General features: G+C 39.0%; 18 protein-coding genes. 13 read left to right on the top strand and 5 right to left on the bottom strand.

The window, feature by feature from the left end:
• The first annotated feature begins 816 nt into the window (after positions 1-816).
• From AB1444_13830 to AB1444_13790, 9 genes are all read left to right on the top strand, one after another.
• Entirely contained in the window at positions 817-1512 is a 696-nt protein-coding gene (locus AB1444_13830; protein ID MEW6527731.1) for a phosphoribosyltransferase family protein, read from the top strand.
• Between the two features lie 104 nt (positions 1513-1616).
• Positions 1617-2216: an outer-membrane lipoprotein carrier protein LolA gene (locus AB1444_13825; protein MEW6527730.1), complete on the top strand. Its 600-nt coding sequence runs from the start codon at positions 1617-1619 to the stop codon at positions 2214-2216.
• 12 nt (positions 2217-2228) lie between these two features.
• Entirely contained in the window at positions 2229-2819 is a 591-nt protein-coding gene (locus tag AB1444_13820) for a hypothetical protein (protein ID MEW6527729.1), read from the top strand.
• A complete protein-coding gene (locus AB1444_13815) occupies positions 2791-4716 on the top strand; it encodes a ComEC/Rec2 family competence protein (GenBank protein MEW6527728.1) in 1926 nt (641 codons plus the stop codon). The genes AB1444_13820 and AB1444_13815 overlap by 29 nt, the downstream gene beginning before the upstream one ends.
• A 232-nt stretch (positions 4717-4948) precedes the next feature.
• A complete protein-coding gene (locus AB1444_13810) occupies positions 4949-6427 on the top strand; it encodes an HDOD domain-containing protein (protein MEW6527727.1) in 1479 nt (492 codons plus the stop codon).
• A 5-nt stretch (positions 6428-6432) separates the two neighbouring features.
• Positions 6433-8112, top strand: coding sequence for a 6-hydroxymethylpterin diphosphokinase MptE-like protein (locus AB1444_13805; GenBank protein MEW6527726.1), 1680 nt, complete (start codon positions 6433-6435; stop codon positions 8110-8112).
• Between the two features lie 60 nt (positions 8113-8172).
• The gene (locus AB1444_13800; protein ID MEW6527725.1) at positions 8173-9039 is read left to right on the top strand and encodes a hypothetical protein; all 867 of its coding nucleotides are present in this window, start codon (positions 8173-8175) and stop codon (positions 9037-9039) included.
• Positions 9040-9055: 16 nt separating this feature from the next.
• Positions 9056-9679 carry a hypothetical protein gene (locus AB1444_13795; protein MEW6527724.1) on the top strand — a complete coding sequence of 208 codons (624 nt, stop codon included), beginning with the start codon at positions 9056-9058 and terminating at the stop codon, positions 9677-9679.
• Positions 9676-10470 carry a tetratricopeptide repeat protein gene (locus tag AB1444_13790; GenBank protein ID MEW6527723.1) on the top strand — a complete coding sequence of 265 codons (795 nt, stop codon included), beginning with the start codon at positions 9676-9678 and terminating at the stop codon, positions 10468-10470. The genes AB1444_13795 and AB1444_13790 overlap by 4 nt, the downstream gene beginning before the upstream one ends.
• 6 nt (positions 10471-10476) lie before the next feature.
• Here AB1444_13790 and AB1444_13785 read toward each other — a convergent pair whose 3' ends face one another.
• From AB1444_13785 to AB1444_13775, 3 genes are read right to left on the bottom strand one after another with little or no spacing between them, the layout of a single operon-like run.
• A complete protein-coding gene (locus AB1444_13785) occupies positions 10477-10941 on the bottom strand; it encodes a chemotaxis protein CheX (GenBank protein ID MEW6527722.1) in 465 nt (154 codons plus the stop codon).
• A gap of 47 nt (positions 10942-10988) precedes the next feature.
• On the bottom strand, positions 10989-12125 hold the full coding sequence (locus tag AB1444_13780) for a SurA N-terminal domain-containing protein (protein ID MEW6527721.1): 1137 nt from the start codon (positions 12123-12125) through the stop codon (positions 10989-10991).
• 27 nt (positions 12126-12152) lie between these two features.
• On the bottom strand, positions 12153-12314 hold the full coding sequence (locus AB1444_13775) for a Trm112 family protein (protein MEW6527720.1): 162 nt from the start codon (positions 12312-12314) through the stop codon (positions 12153-12155).
• Between the two features lie 302 nt (positions 12315-12616).
• Here AB1444_13775 and dnaE point away from each other — a divergent pair, with 302 nt between their 5' ends.
• Entirely contained in the window at positions 12617-16054 is a 3438-nt protein-coding gene (gene dnaE / locus AB1444_13770; GenBank protein MEW6527719.1) for a DNA polymerase III subunit alpha, read from the top strand.
• Here dnaE and AB1444_13765 read toward each other — a convergent pair.
• Entirely contained in the window at positions 16051-17091 is a 1041-nt protein-coding gene (locus AB1444_13765; protein MEW6527718.1) for a hypothetical protein, read from the bottom strand. The two genes, dnaE and AB1444_13765, sit on opposite strands and share 4 nt — an antisense overlap.
• Positions 17092-17432: 341 nt before the next feature.
• Here AB1444_13765 and AB1444_13760 point away from each other — a divergent pair, with 341 nt between their 5' ends.
• From AB1444_13760 to AB1444_13750, 3 genes are read left to right on the top strand one after another with little or no spacing between them, the layout of a single operon-like run.
• The gene (locus tag AB1444_13760; protein MEW6527717.1) at positions 17433-18287 is read left to right on the top strand and encodes a class I SAM-dependent methyltransferase; all 855 of its coding nucleotides are present in this window, start codon (positions 17433-17435) and stop codon (positions 18285-18287) included.
• A gap of 3 nt (positions 18288-18290) precedes the next feature.
• Complete coding sequence (panC, locus tag AB1444_13755; GenBank protein ID MEW6527716.1) at positions 18291-19160, top strand: pantoate--beta-alanine ligase; 870 nt, start codon at positions 18291-18293, stop codon at positions 19158-19160.
• The gene (locus AB1444_13750; protein MEW6527715.1) at positions 19148-19603 is read left to right on the top strand and encodes a hypothetical protein; all 456 of its coding nucleotides are present in this window, start codon (positions 19148-19150) and stop codon (positions 19601-19603) included. The genes panC and AB1444_13750 overlap by 13 nt, the downstream gene beginning before the upstream one ends.
• Positions 19604-19605: 2 nt before the next feature.
• On the opposite strand, the gene AB1444_13745 is transcribed toward AB1444_13750, so the two are convergent.
• Positions 19606-20382 (bottom strand): IclR family transcriptional regulator (locus AB1444_13745; protein ID MEW6527714.1); only part of this gene is annotated, 777 nt, incomplete at its 5' end.

Raw genomic sequence — 20382 nt, 5'->3', positions numbered from 1 at the left:
AGGTTAACCCTGGCATCTGTACACGCAATTTCCGTGCCATACGTATTCCTCCATTGATGTAAAATATTGTGTGAAAAAGGGTATTTCTTACTCTATACAACGCATGAAGCAGAAAAAATTAAAAGGAATTGGGAAAAAATTTGTATTTTTTGATGAAAAACTTTAAAAAAATTGCAAACGATGGGGTCAGAGCATACTATCTTCACAACCCCATCACAACATCATGCAAACCCCGAATTGTAAGGGGTCAGAGCTTAGACTCTCCTCTTCTCTGCGATCCCTGCGCTAGACAAAGTAATGCATCACGAAGAGTACGCAGAGTTATTTGAGAGATAGTGGGATTTGGGGCAGATCCTTAATGGATAGGATGATACGTAAGATCCTTAGTGGGGTCAGAGCATAGTATTTTCATAACATCATCACACTAACCCCGCAGGGGTGATACTATTGTAAGGGGTCAGAGCCTCACACTCCCCATCTCTGTGGTCTCTGGGTGTGACAAAAATTAAACATCCCTGGTGGGGTCAGAGCCTTAATAAAATCTCACCAACAACCAATCATATCCTCCTGCTTTTAACTATGCACTCGTAAAAGAAGTATTACGATTTACAATAAAACAGTTGACTATTATTATATCTTACAACAATTTAAACACATCCAATATGTCACGATTATAATGTATCTCTGAATAAAGATGTATTAATTAGTAATTGAATAAATGTGAGCTCCTCTTTCAACGAGGAGAGTCGCAACAGTTCATCAATGTATCTTTATAGTAAATAGTATCGTATATAAATTATCTTGTAAGGATGCAGTATGGCAATTCCTGTTTCTAATTATGCTACCATTATTGATGTACCTGTAGAAGGTGTGTGCGATAGTTCCGAAATAAACCAGTTATCAGGCATACAGTCGCTTATTAAAAATGAACCAAAGCTCCATTCGCTGCTAATAAGCGAACTGTGCATTCACAATAGGGTCAGTGCACTTGCACAGGACATTGTCCGCGATTTGAATCACTCGCGGCATATAGACATATTGCTGGTATTAACTGGTTCATTTATCTTCACATCTGATCTGTCGCGTGCAATCTTCCGACAGGGTGGTATCAATGCAAGCATCCATTGCATAAAAACCAGCGTATACGATAAAACCATAAAAGCAAGTGGTGAACATTACCGGGCAGTAACACTGGAGCTATCGCCCAAACATATTGAAGGGCGCAATTTGCTACTGGTTGAAGATATAGCCGACCAGGGATTCACCCTGTCGTGGCTAAAAAATTATCTGCTGCATGAACGCAATGCTAAAAGTTTAAAAATATGCAGCTTGCTGTACAAACGCCTTGACAATCCATCTCGTGAAGTGCAGAATATTCGCAAGCAGCTTGAAATTGATTACATTGGCTTTACCGTGCCTGACGTGTGGGTGGCAGGATATGGAATTGATGCTGCATATGAATACCGCCATCTGCCATTCATTGTGCGCGTTAATGAGGAATATTTCAAATAGGGAAAAATGGCTATTTGCACCTACCGGGTTAAAAAATTTTTTTATTTTTTTTATTTAAAGCGTACTATATAATAAAGACAATACTACCATTGTTGGTGATAAAAATGAAAAAAGCAATAGTTTGTTTAACAGTGTTGATAATGACAGCATATGCATTTGCCCTGACCGGTGAAGAAGCGGTTGTGCGTTTTCAGCAAAAGATGCGAAGCATCTCAACATTAAGCGGCACCATATCCTGGACTACTTCAAACGGATTTACTTATACCGGGACATTTAAATACAAAGCCCCCGATAAGCTCTATATAAACCTAACTGCCCCCGGTGGTAAGACAATAGTTACCAACGGCAAGAAATTGTGGGTATATGATAAATCATCAAATGTTTGTGGGGTGCAGGATGTTGGTGAAGGATATTCTGGTGGCATAGCAGCCATTGTTTCTGGCTACAATGCACTACTGGCTTCACAGGGACCAAATGGATACACCATTAAACTCAGAAGCTTTGACAAGCCATATCCTGAAATAGTCATAGTGACTGATGCAAATTTTTTACTGAAAAAATTAATCTTAAAAGACAAGCAGGGTGATTCAACCAGCTATACATTATCAAACCTGATTGCCGGGGAAAATATACCGGCAGGGTACTTTGACTTTAAGCCGCCAACAAGTGCACAGGCTGTTAAAAATCCTTTAAACATCCAGTGACAGAGGAAATGGGTGAAAGCAAAATATAATAAAAAAATTTTTCTCGTTGCAATCACTATAGCATATATTATTTTCCCAGCAACATTGGTGTGTGCTCAGGAATTGTTCTTTACATATATTGGAGTCATTGCCCAGGGTGGCACCAATTCTATTAATTATGAGAGCTGGATTAATAACCAGCAAGGAAAAGTCAAAAGCAAAGGTACTGTTTACGGTGGTGGTATTGTTACAACAATTTTTGTCCATCAGTTTGCCGGCGAGTTTTCACTGACCTACATGCAGTATTCATCCAATAGCACACCTGACCTGTCAGTGGGGCATCCGCTTGCAACAGTCAAAGGAAAATATTTTTATCCGCTTTCCAATGTGTATCAGCCTGGCATAGGTCTTGGGCTTTATTTAGATTTGCCACCAGCTTCAGCTGATTACAACGGTGGTGCCGGTGCAAACATCTCTTTTTGTTCACTCTTTACTCTTTCATCAGAAATAAAAACGTTAATAGACATATACGCCCAGTACGGCAGCTTTGGCATGGGCGAGTCATCAACAAAAATAGAAGGCGGAATTTCGGTAGGTGTTGTGTACAAGGTGGGACGATTATAATAAACATATTGTGCGCTTTGGTGTACCCTCAATTGCAGCCACGTGTGCGGTGTCTGCTGCAATACTGCACACATACCAGTATATACTGGGAATATCATGCAGCCCGTTCACCTATATGTTTGACATCCTTGCAATTTTGTTTGTATTAATGTGCACATATGCATATATCTATTCATACAAAAATAATTGGGCGATAGTTACTGTAAAAATCATCATTGCCTTCGTCTGGATTACTGGCGCTGCCTCTTATGCAATCGTTTCCACAATTTCACAGTGTGCCAGCACGATGCATAAACACAAAGGCATATTTTACGCCCATGTGCTTGATGCTGAGTATAAACGCTATAACACCACAGCCATTCTGCAATGCACAGGAAAAAGTGGTACCTTTACGGCATACAGTATATTCAACACACATTACCGGCTGCATACAGGCGATACGTTAGCGTTTAACGCTACTATCTATCCCACACGAAGCAACGAAGATGTGGATAACCTATATTTAGCCAGAAAAGGGATAAGTGCTGTGTTTTATTTAAACCAGGACGCAATCATATTGCACACTTTTGCCCCCATACGGTATCAAGAAAAAATCCAAACCTATATTAAGCATATTTTGTATACAACATATTCTAACGATGCTGCATCGCTTTTTGCTGCATTGTACCTTGGCAACAGGGATTATATTCATCCTCATGTGCAGTTCAAATTTAAGGAAGCAGGTGTTTTACATGTACTGGCAGCAAGTGGGCTTCATGTTGGAATCATTATCTTTGGCATCATGGCACTGTGCAGGGTACTATCGGCTCCAAAGAATATTTCAATTGTTTTTGCAACACTGTGTGTATGCGCTTATCTTTTTATCTCAGATCAGCCGGTTTCTCTAGTGCGTGCTTCACTGATGTGTGTAGCAGGTGCCCTGTCTATTGTATTCAATGTGCAAAAACACAGCATCAACATCCTGTGCATAACTGCCTGCATCATCCTGTGTCTGTACCCTTATGAATTATTTAGCGCCGGCTTTCAGTTATCATTTTTAGCAACGGCAGGTATACTGCTACTGTACACCAGTTACCTCAAAGGGCTAAAACATTTCTCCAAAGCTGCTGTACCGCTTGCAGTAACCTTTGCAGCCCAGCTTTGTACTATGCCGGTAAGCATGTACCATTTTCAGGAACTATCGGTAACTGCATTTATTGCCAACCTTGTCGTTATACCGCTTGTCAGCCTGTATATGATAGCCGGCTTACTAACTCCAGTTATGGCATATGCAGGTGCAGGGAATGTATATGCTTACTGCATCAATCAGCTTTACACATGTATCATATCATGTATTCAATTTTTTGACCAGCTTCATGGCACCATGTATATCAGCTCACCGTTACTCCTTGTAACATATCTGATAGTGTTGCTTATTCCCCTTGCGTATAAAAAGCCTGTAAACGCAATTATTCTTTCTTTGCTGATTGCTGTTATGGTTTACAATAATCAGCCCGTTTCCGATCACATTATACATCATAAAAGCGATAGTTCCTGCTATGTAGCTCAAACTGAAAATGGCAGTGCACAGTGTATCGCTGCCCTGAACAGTTACCACGATTACAGTGGACTGGTTCAAAAGCTTAAATATCATTCAGTGACTAAACTTTCGCTGATGTTACCCGATGCTTCTTTTAAATGCTGTGCCTATGCACTATTGTTAGGCAAACAGTTTTGCCTTGAAAAAATATATATTGGGGAGTACTGCCCATCATCAATTGCAAAATTAGTCTATACGGCACACATTGACAATATTCCACTGGACTTCATTCAGCGCCACCCAAAGCTGCTGCAACAACCCATATGGCACAAGCTTCTGGATATGTATTCTTCCATGCAGCTTGAATCAGTAAAATAATGTGATTATCCTAACACATTTAAATGTTTAGTAGCATAAATTGATGAATTATATATCCCCGGCATCTTTGTCAGTTCACGTAGTGAGCATTTCTTGTTTAAAAAGGTAAAAATAAATTCTTTTACCTTAATGTTAATTCCAAAAATAAATTGATTGCATTTAGCTTTGCTTTATGGTATATTTTTCCGATAATTGTATATAATAAAGAATTATCCTTACAATAAGGAATACTATGGCTATTTTAAATTTATCTCAGCTTGTAGAGCGGTTTGAACAAAATGAACCGATAAGTCTTTCATTTTATTATCCCAATGAAAATATATCAAAAACATTGAATGCATTGTTAGCTAAAATTCTTTCAAATCAGGATAAAATATTCCTGCTTGATATGATGATTACTATATTACGAGAAATAATCGTTAATGCCACCAAAGCAAATGCCAAAAGGGCTTATTTCAAAAAAATTAATTTAAATATTAATGACCCGGAATGTTATCAGAAAGGTATAGAGAACTTTAAAAAAGATATAGTTGGCCAATTAGACTCATTAGAACAGGATTTAAAAAATAACGACTTGAAAGTTACTATAACCATAAAAAAGCAGGATGATGGAATACGATTTTCAATAACCAACCCAACCCCCATTCATCCTGTAGAACTGGCACGTATCAAAACACGTATTGAAAAAGCCAAGCAGTATTTAGACTTTACCCAGGCCTATGAAGATGTATACGATGATACTGAAGGGGCAGGGCTTGGAATAGTCCTTGTTATATTGCTCTTAAAAAATGCTGGCGTTGACCCATCACATTACAAAATAGGAACGGATGGCAAAATAACACAGGTGTTACTCAACCTGCCCAATCAATTACGACCAGAAAAACTTACAACAACCATAAAACAGCAGATACTTGAACAAATTGACGGCATCCCTACCTTCCCCGACCACATCATTCAGCTTCTGGAACTATGCAGAAGAAAGGATGTTGAAATCAAAGACATTACTTTTTCCATCATGCGTGACCCTGCACTCACTACCGATGTGTTGAAGCTTGCAAATTCAGCTGGATTTGTACCTGGCAAACGCATTGATAACTTAAGTGAAGCAGTCATGACCATTGGTCTGAAAAACCTTGAATCATTGCTTATTACAATAAGTGCTCGAAAAATACTGGATGAGCGCTTCCAGAAATTTGAGCAGATATGGGACCATTGCAATAAAACAGCATCGTATGCACGAACTATCGCCACACAATACCGGTTAAACCCAATTATTGAGCAGGTTTCTTTATGTGGGTTGCTCCATGATTTAGGCAAGATAGTACTTCTTTCGGTTAATTTAGAGCTTACTAACTGGATAGCTGACCTTGTATCTGACCGCAAAATTCGTACATCAACCGTAATGGAAGAAATTTCAATAGGCATAAGCCATTCAGGCATTGGACAGCTTATTGCTCACAAGTGGCAATTCCCACAATATCTGGTTGAGGCAATACAGTGGCACCATTCACCATTGTCATGTGATAGCAAATATAAAGATCATGTTGCTGTTACCTATTTAGCCAATCTTTTGTGCGGGATTGAATCACGGAAGTATTTCTATTACTATTGTGAAGATGCAATATGTCGACAATTCAAAATAGAAACAGAAGATGAGTTCAACAAACTGCATAAACTCTGCATGGATACCTATAACAAAATTGCTCAGTAAATCTCATGGAAAACTTTACAATAACCATAGCAAAAAGTGGACACAAAACACTGCACTATACTAATGGTCAGCAAACAATCCGCATTCATTCAGCATACGACCCTGTTAAAGAAGCTCAGCGCATTGCTGACCAGTGTAATCCCAAACGTGCTTCAATCATTATCGTTTGCGGGCTGGGACTGGGCTATCACGTACTGGCTATAAAAGACAAATTCCCCGGACTTTCTATCATAGTTATTGAAAAAGATAAAAATCTTATACACCTGGTTAAGCAGGAAATCCCTGAAGTGTTTACATGTGCGTATGTAGTCAATAATGAAGAGGAGATTGCCTCAGTACTCGAATCAATTGATATCAGATCATTCAGGGGAACTGCCCTGCTGGTACACCGGCCATCGTATTCGTTACATCCTGAATTTTATGATGGTCTTATAGCAAGCCTTCATAAACAGATAAGCTCCCGCATTAGTGACCTTTTGACTCGCTTTGAATTTGAGGAACTGTGGGTGAAAAACATACTACTCAATGCAAAACAGATGCATATGGCACTGCCGGTAAAGTCTCTGTTTGGCAAATTTAAAGGCATACCCGGTATCATTGTTTCAGCTGGCCCTTCGTTAATTCACAGCTTAGATGCGCTTTCTCAAGCCTATGACAAAGCTTTAATTGTGTGTGTTGACACTGCATATAAGGTGCTGGAACGACATGGCATAATTCCCCATATAGTTATGACACTTGATGCACAAACACACAGCATAAAACATTTTCTTGGCATAGCACAAAAGCCACTGCTGTTAGCTGATGTTGTCAGCAGCCCCAAAGTAACCCGATTAATTGAAAAGAAAATCTTTAGCACAACCGCAAAATACTACACTGCACCTGATGGCAGTGTACACCGTGAATCAACACCACTGATGGAATGGATTCAGAAGTTTACCGGTCAGATTGGTGATATTCAATCAGGTGGTTCCGTTGCTACCAGTGCGTTTGACCTGTTACTCACTGCGGGTTGCAGCACAATAGTACTTGTGGGTCAGGATTTAGCTTATACAGGCAGGGAAATTCACAGCCGGGGCACCCATCATAATGATGACTGGCTTCCTGCAATCAACCGCTTTAAAAATCTTGATACCATTAATCAGAATGTCATCCGAAAGCGGAAAATAAAATTTGTCCCATCCAATACTGGAAGCACAGTTATCACCGATTTTGTTCTGGATTTGTACCGAAGCTGGTTTGAGGACTCAGCAAAAAGAGTACCAATACCAGTATACAACACCAGCACTGGCGGTGCTGTTATTGCCAATACGACATTTACACCACTGCAGGCACTGGTTGAAAAGTGGAAAAAGCCTTCTGTAAGCCCGCAGGAGATTATATCCCATGAACTATCGCACAGCACAACAATTAATACACAATCCCTTTTCAGAAAATTTTCAAGCCTGCACCAAGGGCTTAAAGAATTGCAAACTGCAGCCGTACAGGATACAGCAAACCTGTATGCACTTCTTGATACTGAAGATATGGACACGCTATGTTCTCCGTTTATGCGCAAAACATTGTTCTATATTGCACGCCACAACCTTGACCAGCAGAAGATTGATACGTTAATCAAAGATTCAGCGCAGGCTGCTGCACGTGAACTTTTGAAGATATTTACAAAACTTGAAGACTCATTAATTTGACTATATTTCAGGGTCATTTTGTCCGATAACTTTAAAAACGAAACGAACATGTTGCACACTATGAAACCACACTACAGGCGGTATGTTTTTATTTTTTTCCTGGCGATAGCTCTGGCAGTGACTCTTTCTGGACTATCAGCACCAATAAACAATAAGGTTATCCAGTACTATAACAATGTTGAAATCAACTGGACCGACCAGATAATTATGGCAAAAGCAGTGGGAAAGCCTTTTATTTCTGAAAGCGGTACTCCACTGGATACCGCTACATATGAAACATTGTCGGTAAACAATGCACGCAGCAGGGCAATGGAAGAAGCTAAAGATAGGGCTACGGAATCCCTTATTACGGCGCTGCAGATAATACAGGTTGACCCTATCCGTTCGCTGGGCAACTGCATTCAAAGTGACGATTACACACAGATGCAATTGGGCATGTACTCCAATGATATCAAATACAGCTTTAAGCCTGATGGTGCTATTGCCACACAATGCACTGCTATACTTCCCATGGGAAAGCTTTTAAAACTTTTGCCCCAAGCCTTGCCCGCAAAGGACATCCCTCAGTTGCCTGCCAAACTGCCATCAACTGACTATTCAGGGCTGATTGTGGATACTCGGGGGCAGCACTTTTCACCCATGCTTTTCCCATCGCTTTTTGCTGAAGATGGTACCGAAATATTTGGCAAAGATTTTATTGATTCACGTGATGCCTATGTGTATGGAACTGTTGCCTATTGTTTCAGCGATGATGTGGCTTTGCATCATAAAAAAGCCGGTAGCAACCCATACTACTGTGCTGCACTACGCCTTTATAACAGCTGCCCGGTCATTGCCAATACTGACCTTAAAAAAATTCTTGCAAGCAGCATAACAAGAAATAACTTGAAAAAAGGCAATATTGTTATTATTATTGATAGAGAATAATCAGTAACACAATTATATGAACCCTATTGCATCCATATTACAGACTATTGTACGAATTATCAACAGAATGATTGATTCAATTGATATTCGTACACAGCAATCCATAAAAGAAGGCTTTTTCTTCCTTGTCTTTCTTCTATCTATTGGTGCGGTATTTCTGGGATATCATCTGGGCAAACAGTCAGCAAAGCCAGCGGGGAAACCGTATGCGGAAGTTACCAATGACGTTTTTGACTTAGACATCAAAATGAAGAAGGAGCCAGGCTCCTTTCAGTCCATGCTTGAAGGTGCCTTGATGGAACAGCGCCAGCAACTTTCTGATAATAAATTAACGTACCCCACAAAAGAAGATGAGCCAATGACAATGCCTGCAAAACCTCTTGATATTCTCAAGGATATCAAGGAAATACAAAAACCTCATGCCGCACTTGATAACACAAAACCGGTTGAACCAATAATTTCTGATTACACATCACCAGTGGTAAAGCCTGTAGATTCAATGAAAAGCAATCAGGAAAAGATTGCTTCTCCGCTAAAGCCCCAATCACAGGTTGATACTGAAAAAAAAGAAACCATAACGCCCAAAAGCACAAAAGAACTTAAACCTATGGATATACGTGATAAGGTGTTTGAGCAATGAGTCTGATACATATACTGGTAGCATGTTCGTTGATGGTTGTACAGCCGGCAAATAAAGAAGCTATACTGGAAACCATTCTATCCGAACCAAAAGCTGCTAAAATCCCCATGCAATATAAAAATGACGATGATTCTACTCAAAAAAAAGGTGGTACTCCTGATGATGTTTTACTGAAACAGGGGATTGACTTTTACAATGCTGAATTCTATGAACGAGCACTCCAGGCACTGGAAAGTCTGCAAAAAAATTACCCTCAAAGTCCTTTTAAAGATCAGGCAAGCTTGTGGAAAGCAAAGATTTTTGTACAACAGCAGAAATATGCAAATGCCTTACAGGAACTATCGACCATACCCCAACAATCCGGTGAATACCCTGCAGCACTTTTTATGACGGGCAGAGTAAACCAGGCAATGGGTAAGCCACTTGACGCTATTGAATACTACACTAAAGTTGCAGGATTATACCCTGATCAGGATTTTTCTGACGATGCGCTCATTCTGGTTGCACAGCTATATATATCACAAAAAAAAGGCAACGCAGCGTTAAGTGCATTACTGAAAGTTATTAAGCAGTACAGTGACCGAGAAACAGTTGATGATGCATACTACTGGTTAGGCAAAATTTTAAGTACTGACCCTAATTTGAAAGATGTTGAACTGGCACGCAAAGTATATACAATATTCCTGAAGCGTGCTCAGGATCCTGCCTATAATGCCTTTTATTCATCACCACTGAAAGATAGGGTTGCAGATGAGCTTAAGAGGTTAGATGCAACCTATTTCCCTGAATAACATCATTTATTTCAATGCTACATTCATCTCTAACTGCCCAAATGGGCTGTAAAGATTAATCCCCAGTGTGGTCTGTTTTATTAAGGTGATAGTAAAACTTTCGCCTTCAATGACGGTAGGGGTTGTCATCTCAACACGCTTCCCTGAATAGGCAAAAAGGTTCATTGCATTTCCAGTGATCATGTTGGCAACTTCGCCAACAATATCCTTCCATTCATTCATTATATCTTTTTCAGATAATCCTGGAGCAAGTGTCTGTGCAATCTTTTTTACCATCTCCAGGCTCATACTGAACACCACCTGACCTGTGACCGCTCCGGTAATACCAATGATAATAGCAACATCATGTGATGGCTGTGGCACTTCTTTCAATACCAGCTTTCCTCTTCTTAAATCAACATTAAGAAGTTGTTTGAATACTACACTTGCCGCCTCTAAAAATGGATTAACATATTCAGCATTAATATTCATACAGTACCCCTTGCTGTGTTACAAAAATTAAAACCACCTTTATCATTCTACTGCGCTTCAAACTTCTGATTCCTTATTATTTTCGACTTTTCAAACAGTCTTGTTAACAGTGATATATATAAAGAATTAGCCTTAGTGTAAAAAAGATTCTGTTCCAGTGCCTGGCGCTCCTTATCAGGGATCTGTGTTCCCGGTATATATCGCACCACAGGTGTGAAAATATACATCCCATCAAATCCGTAAATACACCGTGACGTTATCCCCTGCTTTAAACTAAAAACATCTGATTGGAATATCTTTGATTCCTGCAAAGGATACAGGATCCTCCCTTTATCATCTTTTTCCCTAATCAGATCCCCCGGCTTAAACTCATTGGAATATGACACAACTCCCTGCAATAACCCTTGAGCTTCTGCAAATGACCTGCCGGCAAGTGCAAGCTGGTCAATCTTTTTTGCCAGTTCCTGTTTAATTTTCTCCAACCTGTCATTGGCAAGCTTATCCTTTATTCGCTGCCGGTCAGTTTTTGGATCTTTTAATTCTTTTGGGTTCTTCTTCATCTCTGCGTCAACTTCTTCATCGGTAACTGCAATTTCCTTTGCATACCGCTTTGCCAGCTCCTGATTTGACACAAAAGCGTACTGTATTTTTATTTTTGTATTCTGTATTCTGAAATCAGACACTAACTCTAAAGGTGAAACGCTGACTCCTGCCAGCAGTAAATTCTGTAATTTACCTAAATATATCTCCTGTTGCACATATTTATAGTAATCCGATATGCCCATATGGAATCTATCCAGAAAATTCTTAAAAAAAGCTTCATTAAATGTTCCCGTATTGTCAGAAAATCGGTTACGAATAACACTTTTTATTTCTTTTTCGGTTACCACGATGCCCTCTTTTTTTGCAAGCTGAATCAATAGCTTTTCCTGTATCATGCGTTCTATAATCATACGCTGCTGCTGTTTAGGGTCTTCGGTTTTACCAAACATATGTGTGTCACGATAGCGTATAAAATCCATATACCCTATTGTCTCACCGTTAACCTTTGCGATAGTATTCTGATCAAAACCCATGCGGGATAAAAAATCAGGCATACCAAACGATATTATAATAATAAGAACAAAAAAACCAACTATCACATAACCCACTATCTTGATGACAGGATGCTTGGAATCAAACATACATATACCCTCATATCAAACATTAAATTATTTTTCAGCTTCTTCTACAAGCATGACGGGAATGCCGTCTTTAACAGGATATTTCTTTTTGCACTGTGTACAAATAATCTTTTCATTACGCGCATCATATTCAACATCCCCTTTACATGCAGGGCAGGCTAAAATGTCAAGTAGCTTTGTATCAATCATCGTAAAACTCCCTAAAAAAATCATTTTTTCATATCATTGAAAAACCACAGTAAATTCTTTTTCTTATTCTGGCAAATTGTTTTTTCTTCTATCTTCTGCACAGTTTGCCTTTACTTTGCTAAAATCTATCGCACATGGGTATTATGGTCAACAACATATTGCAAAAAGCATAAAAAATATTAATACTTGCTTGCAAAATCAAAATACAGTGAGTATATTGGCTCTATACTAAATATTTATTATGTCGTATTTCATGGGCGATAGTTCCCGGTATTAATCCCTTCCTTAAAAGTGAGAACTGTATGGATTTTATACATCTTCATAACCATTCTGAATATTCTATCCTGGATGGTGCTATACGTATTCAGCAACTGATAAAGTTTGCTGTTGATAATCATATGCCAGCTATAGCATTAACAGACCATGGCAATATGTTTGGCATAATTGAATTTTACGAGGAAGCACATAAAGCCGGTATAAAGCCAATAATTGGGCAGGAATTCTATATTGCACCGGGATCACGGTTTCATAAGCAAAGCACCCGTGCAAGCAATGAAGAAAATGCCTATCACCTCATCTTACTTGCTGAAAATTATGAAGGATATAAAAATCTTATAAAATTATCCTCACTGGGATATTTAGAAGGTTTTTATTACAAACCGCGTATTGACTGGGAACTTTTAACCAAATACAGTAAAGGGCTTATAGCCAGCACCGCATGCATTGCTGGCGAAATACCATCCCTTCTACTAGAAGGCAAAACCAAAGAGGCATATACACGGGCACAGGAATTTGCTGACCTCTTTGGAAAGGATCGTTTTTATTTAGAACTTCAGTACCACAACCTTAAAGAACAAAAACAGGTTAATGCACATCTTGTTGAGATGGCTTCAAAACTGAATATAGGTTTACTAGCCACCAATGATGCACATTATGTAGCAAGAGACGACGCATACTACCATGATGTGTTACTGTGCATACAAACTGGTAAATTGTTACATGATCAGAGCAGAATGCGTTTTCCCAATAATGAGTTTTATCTTAAAACACCTCAGGAAATGGAAAAAATATTTGAAGACTATCCTGATGCTCTGTATAACACCTTGAAGATAGCCGAAATGACAGATTGCCAGATACCACTGGGTAATCCTATCCTTCCCAATTTTGATGTTCCAGCTGGATACACTAAGGACAGTTATCTTACTGAGCTGGTTTATCAGGGTGCAAAGAAGCGCTTTGGTGAGACTATCCCTGATTACGTCAAAGAACGCATTGACTATGAACTATCGGTTATAAACCGCATGCAATTTTCAGGATATTTTCTCATTGTGTGGGATTTTATCCAGTTTGCAAAGAATAATGGGATACCCGTTGGCCCTGGCAGGGGTTCGGCTGCAGGTTCAATGGTTTCGTATTGCTTAGGAATAACGGAGCTTGACCCCATCAAATATAACCTGCTGTTTGAACGGTTCTTAAACCCCGAGCGAAATGAAATGCCTGATATGGATATTGACTTCTGCGCACTGCGCCGTGATGAAGTAATAGAGTATGTGAAAAAGAAATATGGCGAGGATCATGTAAGCCAGATAATTACCTTTAATAAAATGAAATCCAAGGGTGCTATTCGTGATGTGGCACGAGCATTAAACATCCCCCTTCCTCAGGTTAATGCACTGACCAAGCTTATCCATCATGAAGATCTGGAAGAAGCTCTCAAAAATTCTGAAGAATTGCAACAACTCTATAAATCCAATGATGCTGGCAAACAGCTTGTTGATATAGCGTTAAAAGTTGAAGGACTGACCCGTTCAGCCGGCAAGCACGCAGCGGGTGTGGTTATATCACGTGATCCCTTAACCGAACACGTGCCGCTTTATGTAGATTCAAAAGACGGAAGCATTTCGTCACAGTATGAAAAGACAAGCTTGGAAAAAGCCGGGCTTGTCAAGATGGACTTTTTAGGACTTGCAAACCTTACCATTATAGATACCTGTATCAAGCTTATAAAGAAACACCGTAACATTGCTATTGATATTAATACAATTCCGCTTGATGATGCAAAAACATTCAAACTATTACAAAAGGCTGATACCATGGGGGTATTCCAGCTTGAATCTAGCGGCATGCAGAATATACTTCTTAAATTAGGCCCAACCAATTTTGACGATATTATTGCAATCGTTGCCCTGTACCGACCAGGCCCACTTGACTCAGGGATGGTTGAACAGTTCATTGAAAGAAAGCGCAATCCTCAGAAAATTGAATACCTGCACCCTTCTCTGGAACCCATACTCAAAGACACATTAGGAGTTATAGTATATCAGGAACAGGTTATGCTTATTTCCCAGATCATGGGTGGTTTTACGCTGCCTGAAGCAGATAAGCTCAGGAAAGCAATGAGTAAAAAGAAACAAGATTTGATTGATGCAATGAGCTCAAAATTTGTCAAGGGAGCAATAGCAAAAGGTATACATGAAGAGATTGCCCGTAAAACGTATGAGTTAATGGCAACATTTGGAAGATATGGATTCAATAAATCCCATTCTGCTGCTTATGCACTTGTGTCATATCAAACAGCGTATCTTAAAGCTCACTATCCATTAGAATTCATGACCGCGCTTTTAACAGCACAGGTTGATAAGATTGAAGATATTACAAAATACTATGCTGACTGCAAAGCAAAGGGCATTCAGGTGCTTCCACCCGATATCAATAAAAGCCAGCGTGATTTTTCCATTGAAGGAAAATCCATACGGTACGGACTTATTGCTATTAAAGGCGTAGGCGATAAAGCAATAGAATCTATTCTGCAAGCACGGGAAACCAATGGTGAATTCAAAGACCTCACCAATTTCTTTACTTCAATTGATCTTATGACGGTTAACAAGGGTGTACTTGAATCACTCATAAAAGCTGGGGCTTTTGACTCGCTACACCCAAATAGAGCAGCACTATTTGCCTCGGTTGATGTTATGCTTGAAACCGCAAGGCAGTTACAGCAGGATATTGCCACAGGTCAGGGTGATTTATTTGGAGCTACTGATACATCTTTTTCACGCATTCATATTGAACCCGTATCAATTAACGATTGGCCTGAAAATCAGAAGCTCCACTATGAAAAAGAGGTATTGGGAATTTATGCAAGTTCCCACCCATTAAGCCGTTATGCCAGGGACATTGAAAAGTTATCATGCACTCCAATAAAAGACTTAGAAGAAAACGTTAATGGAACACCCATAACACTGGTTGGAATCCTCAATAATGTACAGATTAAGCAAAGTCAGAAAGGGAATAAATTTGCACAGGCCGTTATTGAAGACCTTACTGGCAGTATTCAGGTTTTATTTATGCCTCAGACATTGTCGGAATATGAATCCCTCATTGTGTCACAGGAGCCTGTTGTTATTACAGGAACTGTGGAGATAGAAAATGAAAAGCCATCCCGTATGCTGGCAAATAAAGTATTGCAGCTTACACAATTCAAACTCACCCAGATAAGCGAACTGCATATTATTATTAACCCAATAGGCACCGATACGCAAATACTTGAAAATATTAAAAAATTACTCCAGCGTTATCAGGGAAACAAACCAGTATTTTTCCATGTGCGCCAGCCCAATGGGAAAGAAAATATTGTAAAAGCAAACCCACTGTATCACATCAAGCCGCACCAGAAGTTGTTAGATAGCCTGGTAAGTATTGTGGGGAAAGATGGATTTTTTTATACTATTGGCTGTTAAACTTTTTGTATAAATACCAGTTTTTTTATAAGCCCAAAACCATCAGCCGCTTCAAGTGTTTTATAATTTTTTTCATTGCAATATATCCTTATATTACTGAAACCCCTTAATTCATTAAAAGCAATTTGCGCCAGCGTTGCAGCCGTGGTATGATCAATCAATGCCTCCTCAAGATGAATAATAACAGGATCATCGCTTCCAAGCTTCCAGTCGGCAAAACCATCCTTAATTGCAGTGATAACCTTGCCGGCAACTTTTCGGCTGTGTATATTTGTCCAATCTCCCAGTACATATATATGGCCTGTAGTATATTTTTGATAGGCACTATCGCGCGTTATTATAATCTCATGATCCAGCACAATCTTATCCTCACTTATTTTTACCAGCACTCTTGCTGCATCCTTACTTCGTGAGGGGGTATGCTTTTGCTTTTCCATAATCTTTTCTATCAACACATGACGCTTTTTAACGGCATTAATATAGGCTGATAGCTCATGTGCCATATCCTCTTTACTGGAACCCGTACATGGTTTTACAAAAAAAAGAGTGTGAAATACTTTTTGATCAGTGTGCAAGTTAATAATTGCATTAACCTTATCATCATTTGTTTTTAAGTTTGCTAAAAGCTTTTCCGGATGGATGATAATACTTTTGAATAGCTGCACGTCTCCTTTGGTGATGTTGACAAAAAAATTACCCTTAATATTTGCCAGTCCACTGCCACGGGCAATAATCATAAATGAAATGAGTAATGTATTAAATATTTTCTGCACAATAGTGTCTGTGCGTGTTTCAGCAACTACAGGATAATCAATTATTATCAAAAACGGGATTCCATGTTCCCGGATAAAAGCATGAAGAGAAGAGCGTAAAAAAGCTGTTGATTTAGAACTTTCTACCTCCTTTATGATTGCTTCAAGTGAATGAAGTTTTTCATTTTCTTCAATGATCAATTGATGCTGGGCTGCAATTGCAGTGGCTATGGCCTCACAGTCTTTATTCTGTGTGATAACAATTATTCTATTGGAAACTTTCATAGCATTCATTGTATTGTAATGTTATACTATACTGTATCAAGTATCATATTCTGAATTTTTGTAATGTTATTTGTCTTAAAAATCAGTAATAATTCCTTAAAAAATTTCATAATGAATACTAGCGTATACCCCCGCCGCCTTTGGCGGCGGGGGTATACACTATTTTATATTTTGTTCAAATTTCCACATTTAGGAATAATTAGTACTTAAAAATACATGTATTTATAATTTTATACTATTAACCATATAAAGTCAAGACTATTGTAAAGCTACAAGCTTCAATTTATATATATGATAAAAAATACTTGCCAAATGCACATACTGCCTGCGACAATTAATATATGAATTATGAAACTGCATCCTGTGTTCTATGTAATACATATAATTTCAAGCCTTTATTTTCAAAGCCATTTGAAAATGGCGAAGAATTTACACTGGTGCGGTGCAGGCACTGCGGCCTTGAATTTGTTAATCCCAGGCCACACTATAACGAAATGGGTAAATACTACAAAGAATATTTCAACCAGCGAACCGACCGTGGCTACAATAACTATTTTTCTGAATCAATGCACAAAGAAGTATTGCGTTTGCTTACTCTGAATCTAAAAGATCTGCAGTTTTATGATTTTGAGGCATCCTTACAGGGTAAAAAATATGCTTTAGATATTGGCTGCGCTGCAGGGTATTTTGTTAATTATTTAACCCGCCGCGGATGGTATGCAGAAGGTATAGATATTGCACAGGATTGCATAGACTACGCACGTAATAACCTGAAAGCAAATGCGTACTGTGGTGATTTTCTATCGTTTCAATTTAATAAGCAATACCACTGTATTACCCTGTGGGCAACTATTGAACATTTGCACCACCCAGACAAATTTATTGAAAAAATTCATTCCTTGCTTCTCGATGATGGTATGCTGTACCTATCAACTTGCAGAAGCAGTATGTTTTCAGCACGAGTGCTGTATGGCAGAAAATGGCGTTATTACAATTTCCCCCACCATCTTTATTTCTTTTCATATAGAACACTTGCAAAATTATTGCAATTAAAAGGGTTTGCCGTTACACGGTTTGTGACATACGGCAGCGGTATTGGCAAACCAAAAACATTGGTACGAAAACTTGCCGATACTGCAGTAAAAAGATTATATTTAGGTGACATGATGCTCATTGCAGCACGGAAGGAGAAATAATCTATGAAAATAGTGAATACAATAAACGAGTTACGCAACGAGATTGCTTTACAACGAAGTCACAATAAAAAAATAGGATTTGTGCCAACCATGGGATACCTTCACCAGGGGCACTTAAGTCTGGTATATATTTCAAAACAACAATCTGATTATCAGGTTATGAGCATTTTTGTGAATAAAATGCAATTCAATGATCCCAAAGATTATACCACGTACCCACGGGATTATGAACGCGACTTTGCCCTGGCAAAAGACGCAGGTGTTGACCTGATATTTCTTCCCGATGACAGCGAGATGTATCAAAACCGTCTTGTGTATGTTGATATTGAAATGATGACCGACCACCTGTGTGGTGCAACACGTCCGGGTCACTTTAGAGGAGTGCTTACCGTTGTGGCAAAGCTTTTTAATATTGTGCAGCCGGATGTTTCAGTATTTGGGCAAAAGGACATACAGCAAGCTGTTATTATACAGAAAATGGTTAAAGACTTAGATTTTCCAGTTACTATAATTGTTGCACCAATTATCCGTGAACCTGATGGTCTGGCAATGAGTTCGCGTAATGTGCACCTCAAAGGCGATGATCGCACAAACGCTGTTGTGATTTACAAATCATTACAAAAAGCAGAAGAACTCATACATCAAGGCATTGTGCAATCACATGCACTGATACCGGCGATGACTGATATCATCACGTCAGGTAAACCAAAGAAGATTGATTATGTTTCAGTCGTTGATTATGAAACGCTTCAGCCTATCGAATCATTAAAAGAAAAATCGGTGATTGCTGTTGCTGCATTTTTTGGCTCAACACGGTTGATAGATAACATGATAGTTGAAAAACAGGGAGATAGTTACCGATGCGTATACTAATGTGGATATGTATTGTGATGACAGGCATGGTTTCCTGCACTGTATCAAAACCACTAACACCGCAAGAAGCTTTCACTACACTCAAAGTTGCATATAGTAGCGATAATATGCAAAAGGTTGCAGAAATTTTGTCCACAGGCAGTAAAAAGAAAATCGCTACAGTAATTGGCAGCCTGCAATCGATGAACAGAGCACAGATTGCTGCATTTGCACAATACTACAATATCAGCCCCGATAGTATTAAAACCATGAATATACCTGAGTATCTCTCATTGCAGAAGAAAATTGCAGCGGCTCGTGGTGATGATATTCTTTTAACTGCACTCAACCAGCCCATTGCTCAGGTAACTATCGCACAATCAAAAGCTACTGTACAACTCTACAATGGCATGAGTTTGCTTTTTGTTAAGGAAGGGCCATACTGGTATTTTGAATACGAATAAAATTACTGCATAGACTTGCCTAACAGCCGTGATGCTTCAGCACCAGCATCTTTAACGATTGATATATATTCATCTAACTTTGGGCAAACTTGCTCCCGTGAGCCTGATATGCCAATTGAATATTCAACCATACCTCTATGATTAAACACCGGCGCTGCAATGCATACAACACCTAACCGGTACTCTTCATTGTCTATTGCGTATTTATTATTACCTATATCATCAAGATGCTTTTTATACGCACCAATTGATGTTATGGTCTTTTTTGTATATTTCTGTAATTTTACATTACGCAAAAGCATTTCTTTTTCAGCTTGTGGCATAAAAGCAAGGAGCACCTTACCTAATGCAGTTGGGAATGCTGGCTCACGTGTTCCCACTGATATATGCATGCTAAGGCTGCTACGTGGCTGTTCAACAGCAATAAATACAACATCCTTTCCATGAAGCATGGCTAAGTGTGTATTCTGATGCGTTCTTTCACAAATATGTTTAAGAACAGGCCGTAAAAATGTTTCTATTTTAGTCTGTTCGCCAAAAGCACCGGAAAGTTCCATGATCTTGAAACCCAGTATATATTTCTTTGTTTCAGGGTCCTGATAAACAAAATTATGTGCAACCAGCGTCCCCAAAAGACGGAAGATTGATGAGCGGTCAATATCAAAATACTCTGTTATTTCATTCAGGGAAAGAGGTCTTTCTGATTTTCCCAGTATTTCCAAAATTTTTAATCCCCTGTCCAGTGACTGTATTGTTTGTGCCATAAATATACCCAATAG

The organism is Spirochaetota bacterium, from assembly GCA_040756435.1.
In the GTDB taxonomy this organism is placed as follows: domain Bacteria; phylum Spirochaetota; class UBA4802; order UBA4802; family UB4802; genus UBA4802.
Note: the sequence above shows the minus strand (reverse complement) of the source record. Positions and strands in the feature narration are given on the sequence as shown.

Bases quoted from the DNA above. Each gene is read 5' to 3' on its own strand.
- AB1444_13795 (MEW6527724.1), top strand. From the start codon at position 9,056: ATGAACCCTATTGCATCCATATTACAGACTATTGTACGAATTATCAAC.
- AB1444_13805 (MEW6527726.1), top strand. From the start codon at position 6,433: ATGGAAAACTTTACAATAACCATAGCAAAAAGTGGACACAAAACACTG.
- panC (MEW6527716.1), top strand. From the start codon at position 18,291: ATGAAAATAGTGAATACAATAAACGAGTTACGCAACGAGATTGCTTTA.
- AB1444_13750 (MEW6527715.1), top strand. From the start codon at position 19,148: ATGCGTATACTAATGTGGATATGTATTGTGATGACAGGCATGGTTTCC.
- AB1444_13760 (MEW6527717.1), top strand. From the start codon at position 17,433: ATGAATTATGAAACTGCATCCTGTGTTCTATGTAATACATATAATTTC.
- dnaE (MEW6527719.1), top strand. From the start codon at position 12,617: ATGGATTTTATACATCTTCATAACCATTCTGAATATTCTATCCTGGAT.
- AB1444_13775 (MEW6527720.1), bottom strand. From the start codon at position 12,314: ATGATTGATACAAAGCTACTTGACATTTTAGCCTGCCCTGCATGTAAA.
- AB1444_13790 (MEW6527723.1), top strand. From the start codon at position 9,676: ATGAGTCTGATACATATACTGGTAGCATGTTCGTTGATGGTTGTACAG.
- AB1444_13765 (MEW6527718.1), bottom strand. From the start codon at position 17,091: ATGAAAGTTTCCAATAGAATAATTGTTATCACACAGAATAAAGACTGT.
- AB1444_13810 (MEW6527727.1), top strand. From the start codon at position 4,949: ATGGCTATTTTAAATTTATCTCAGCTTGTAGAGCGGTTTGAACAAAAT.
- AB1444_13800 (MEW6527725.1), top strand. From the start codon at position 8,173: ATGAAACCACACTACAGGCGGTATGTTTTTATTTTTTTCCTGGCGATA.
- AB1444_13785 (MEW6527722.1), bottom strand. From the start codon at position 10,941: ATGAATATTAATGCTGAATATGTTAATCCATTTTTAGAGGCGGCAAGT.
- AB1444_13830 (MEW6527731.1), top strand. From the start codon at position 817: ATGGCAATTCCTGTTTCTAATTATGCTACCATTATTGATGTACCTGTA.
- AB1444_13780 (MEW6527721.1), bottom strand. From the start codon at position 12,125: ATGTTTGATTCCAAGCATCCTGTCATCAAGATAGTGGGTTATGTGATA.
- AB1444_13825 (MEW6527730.1), top strand. From the start codon at position 1,617: ATGAAAAAAGCAATAGTTTGTTTAACAGTGTTGATAATGACAGCATAT.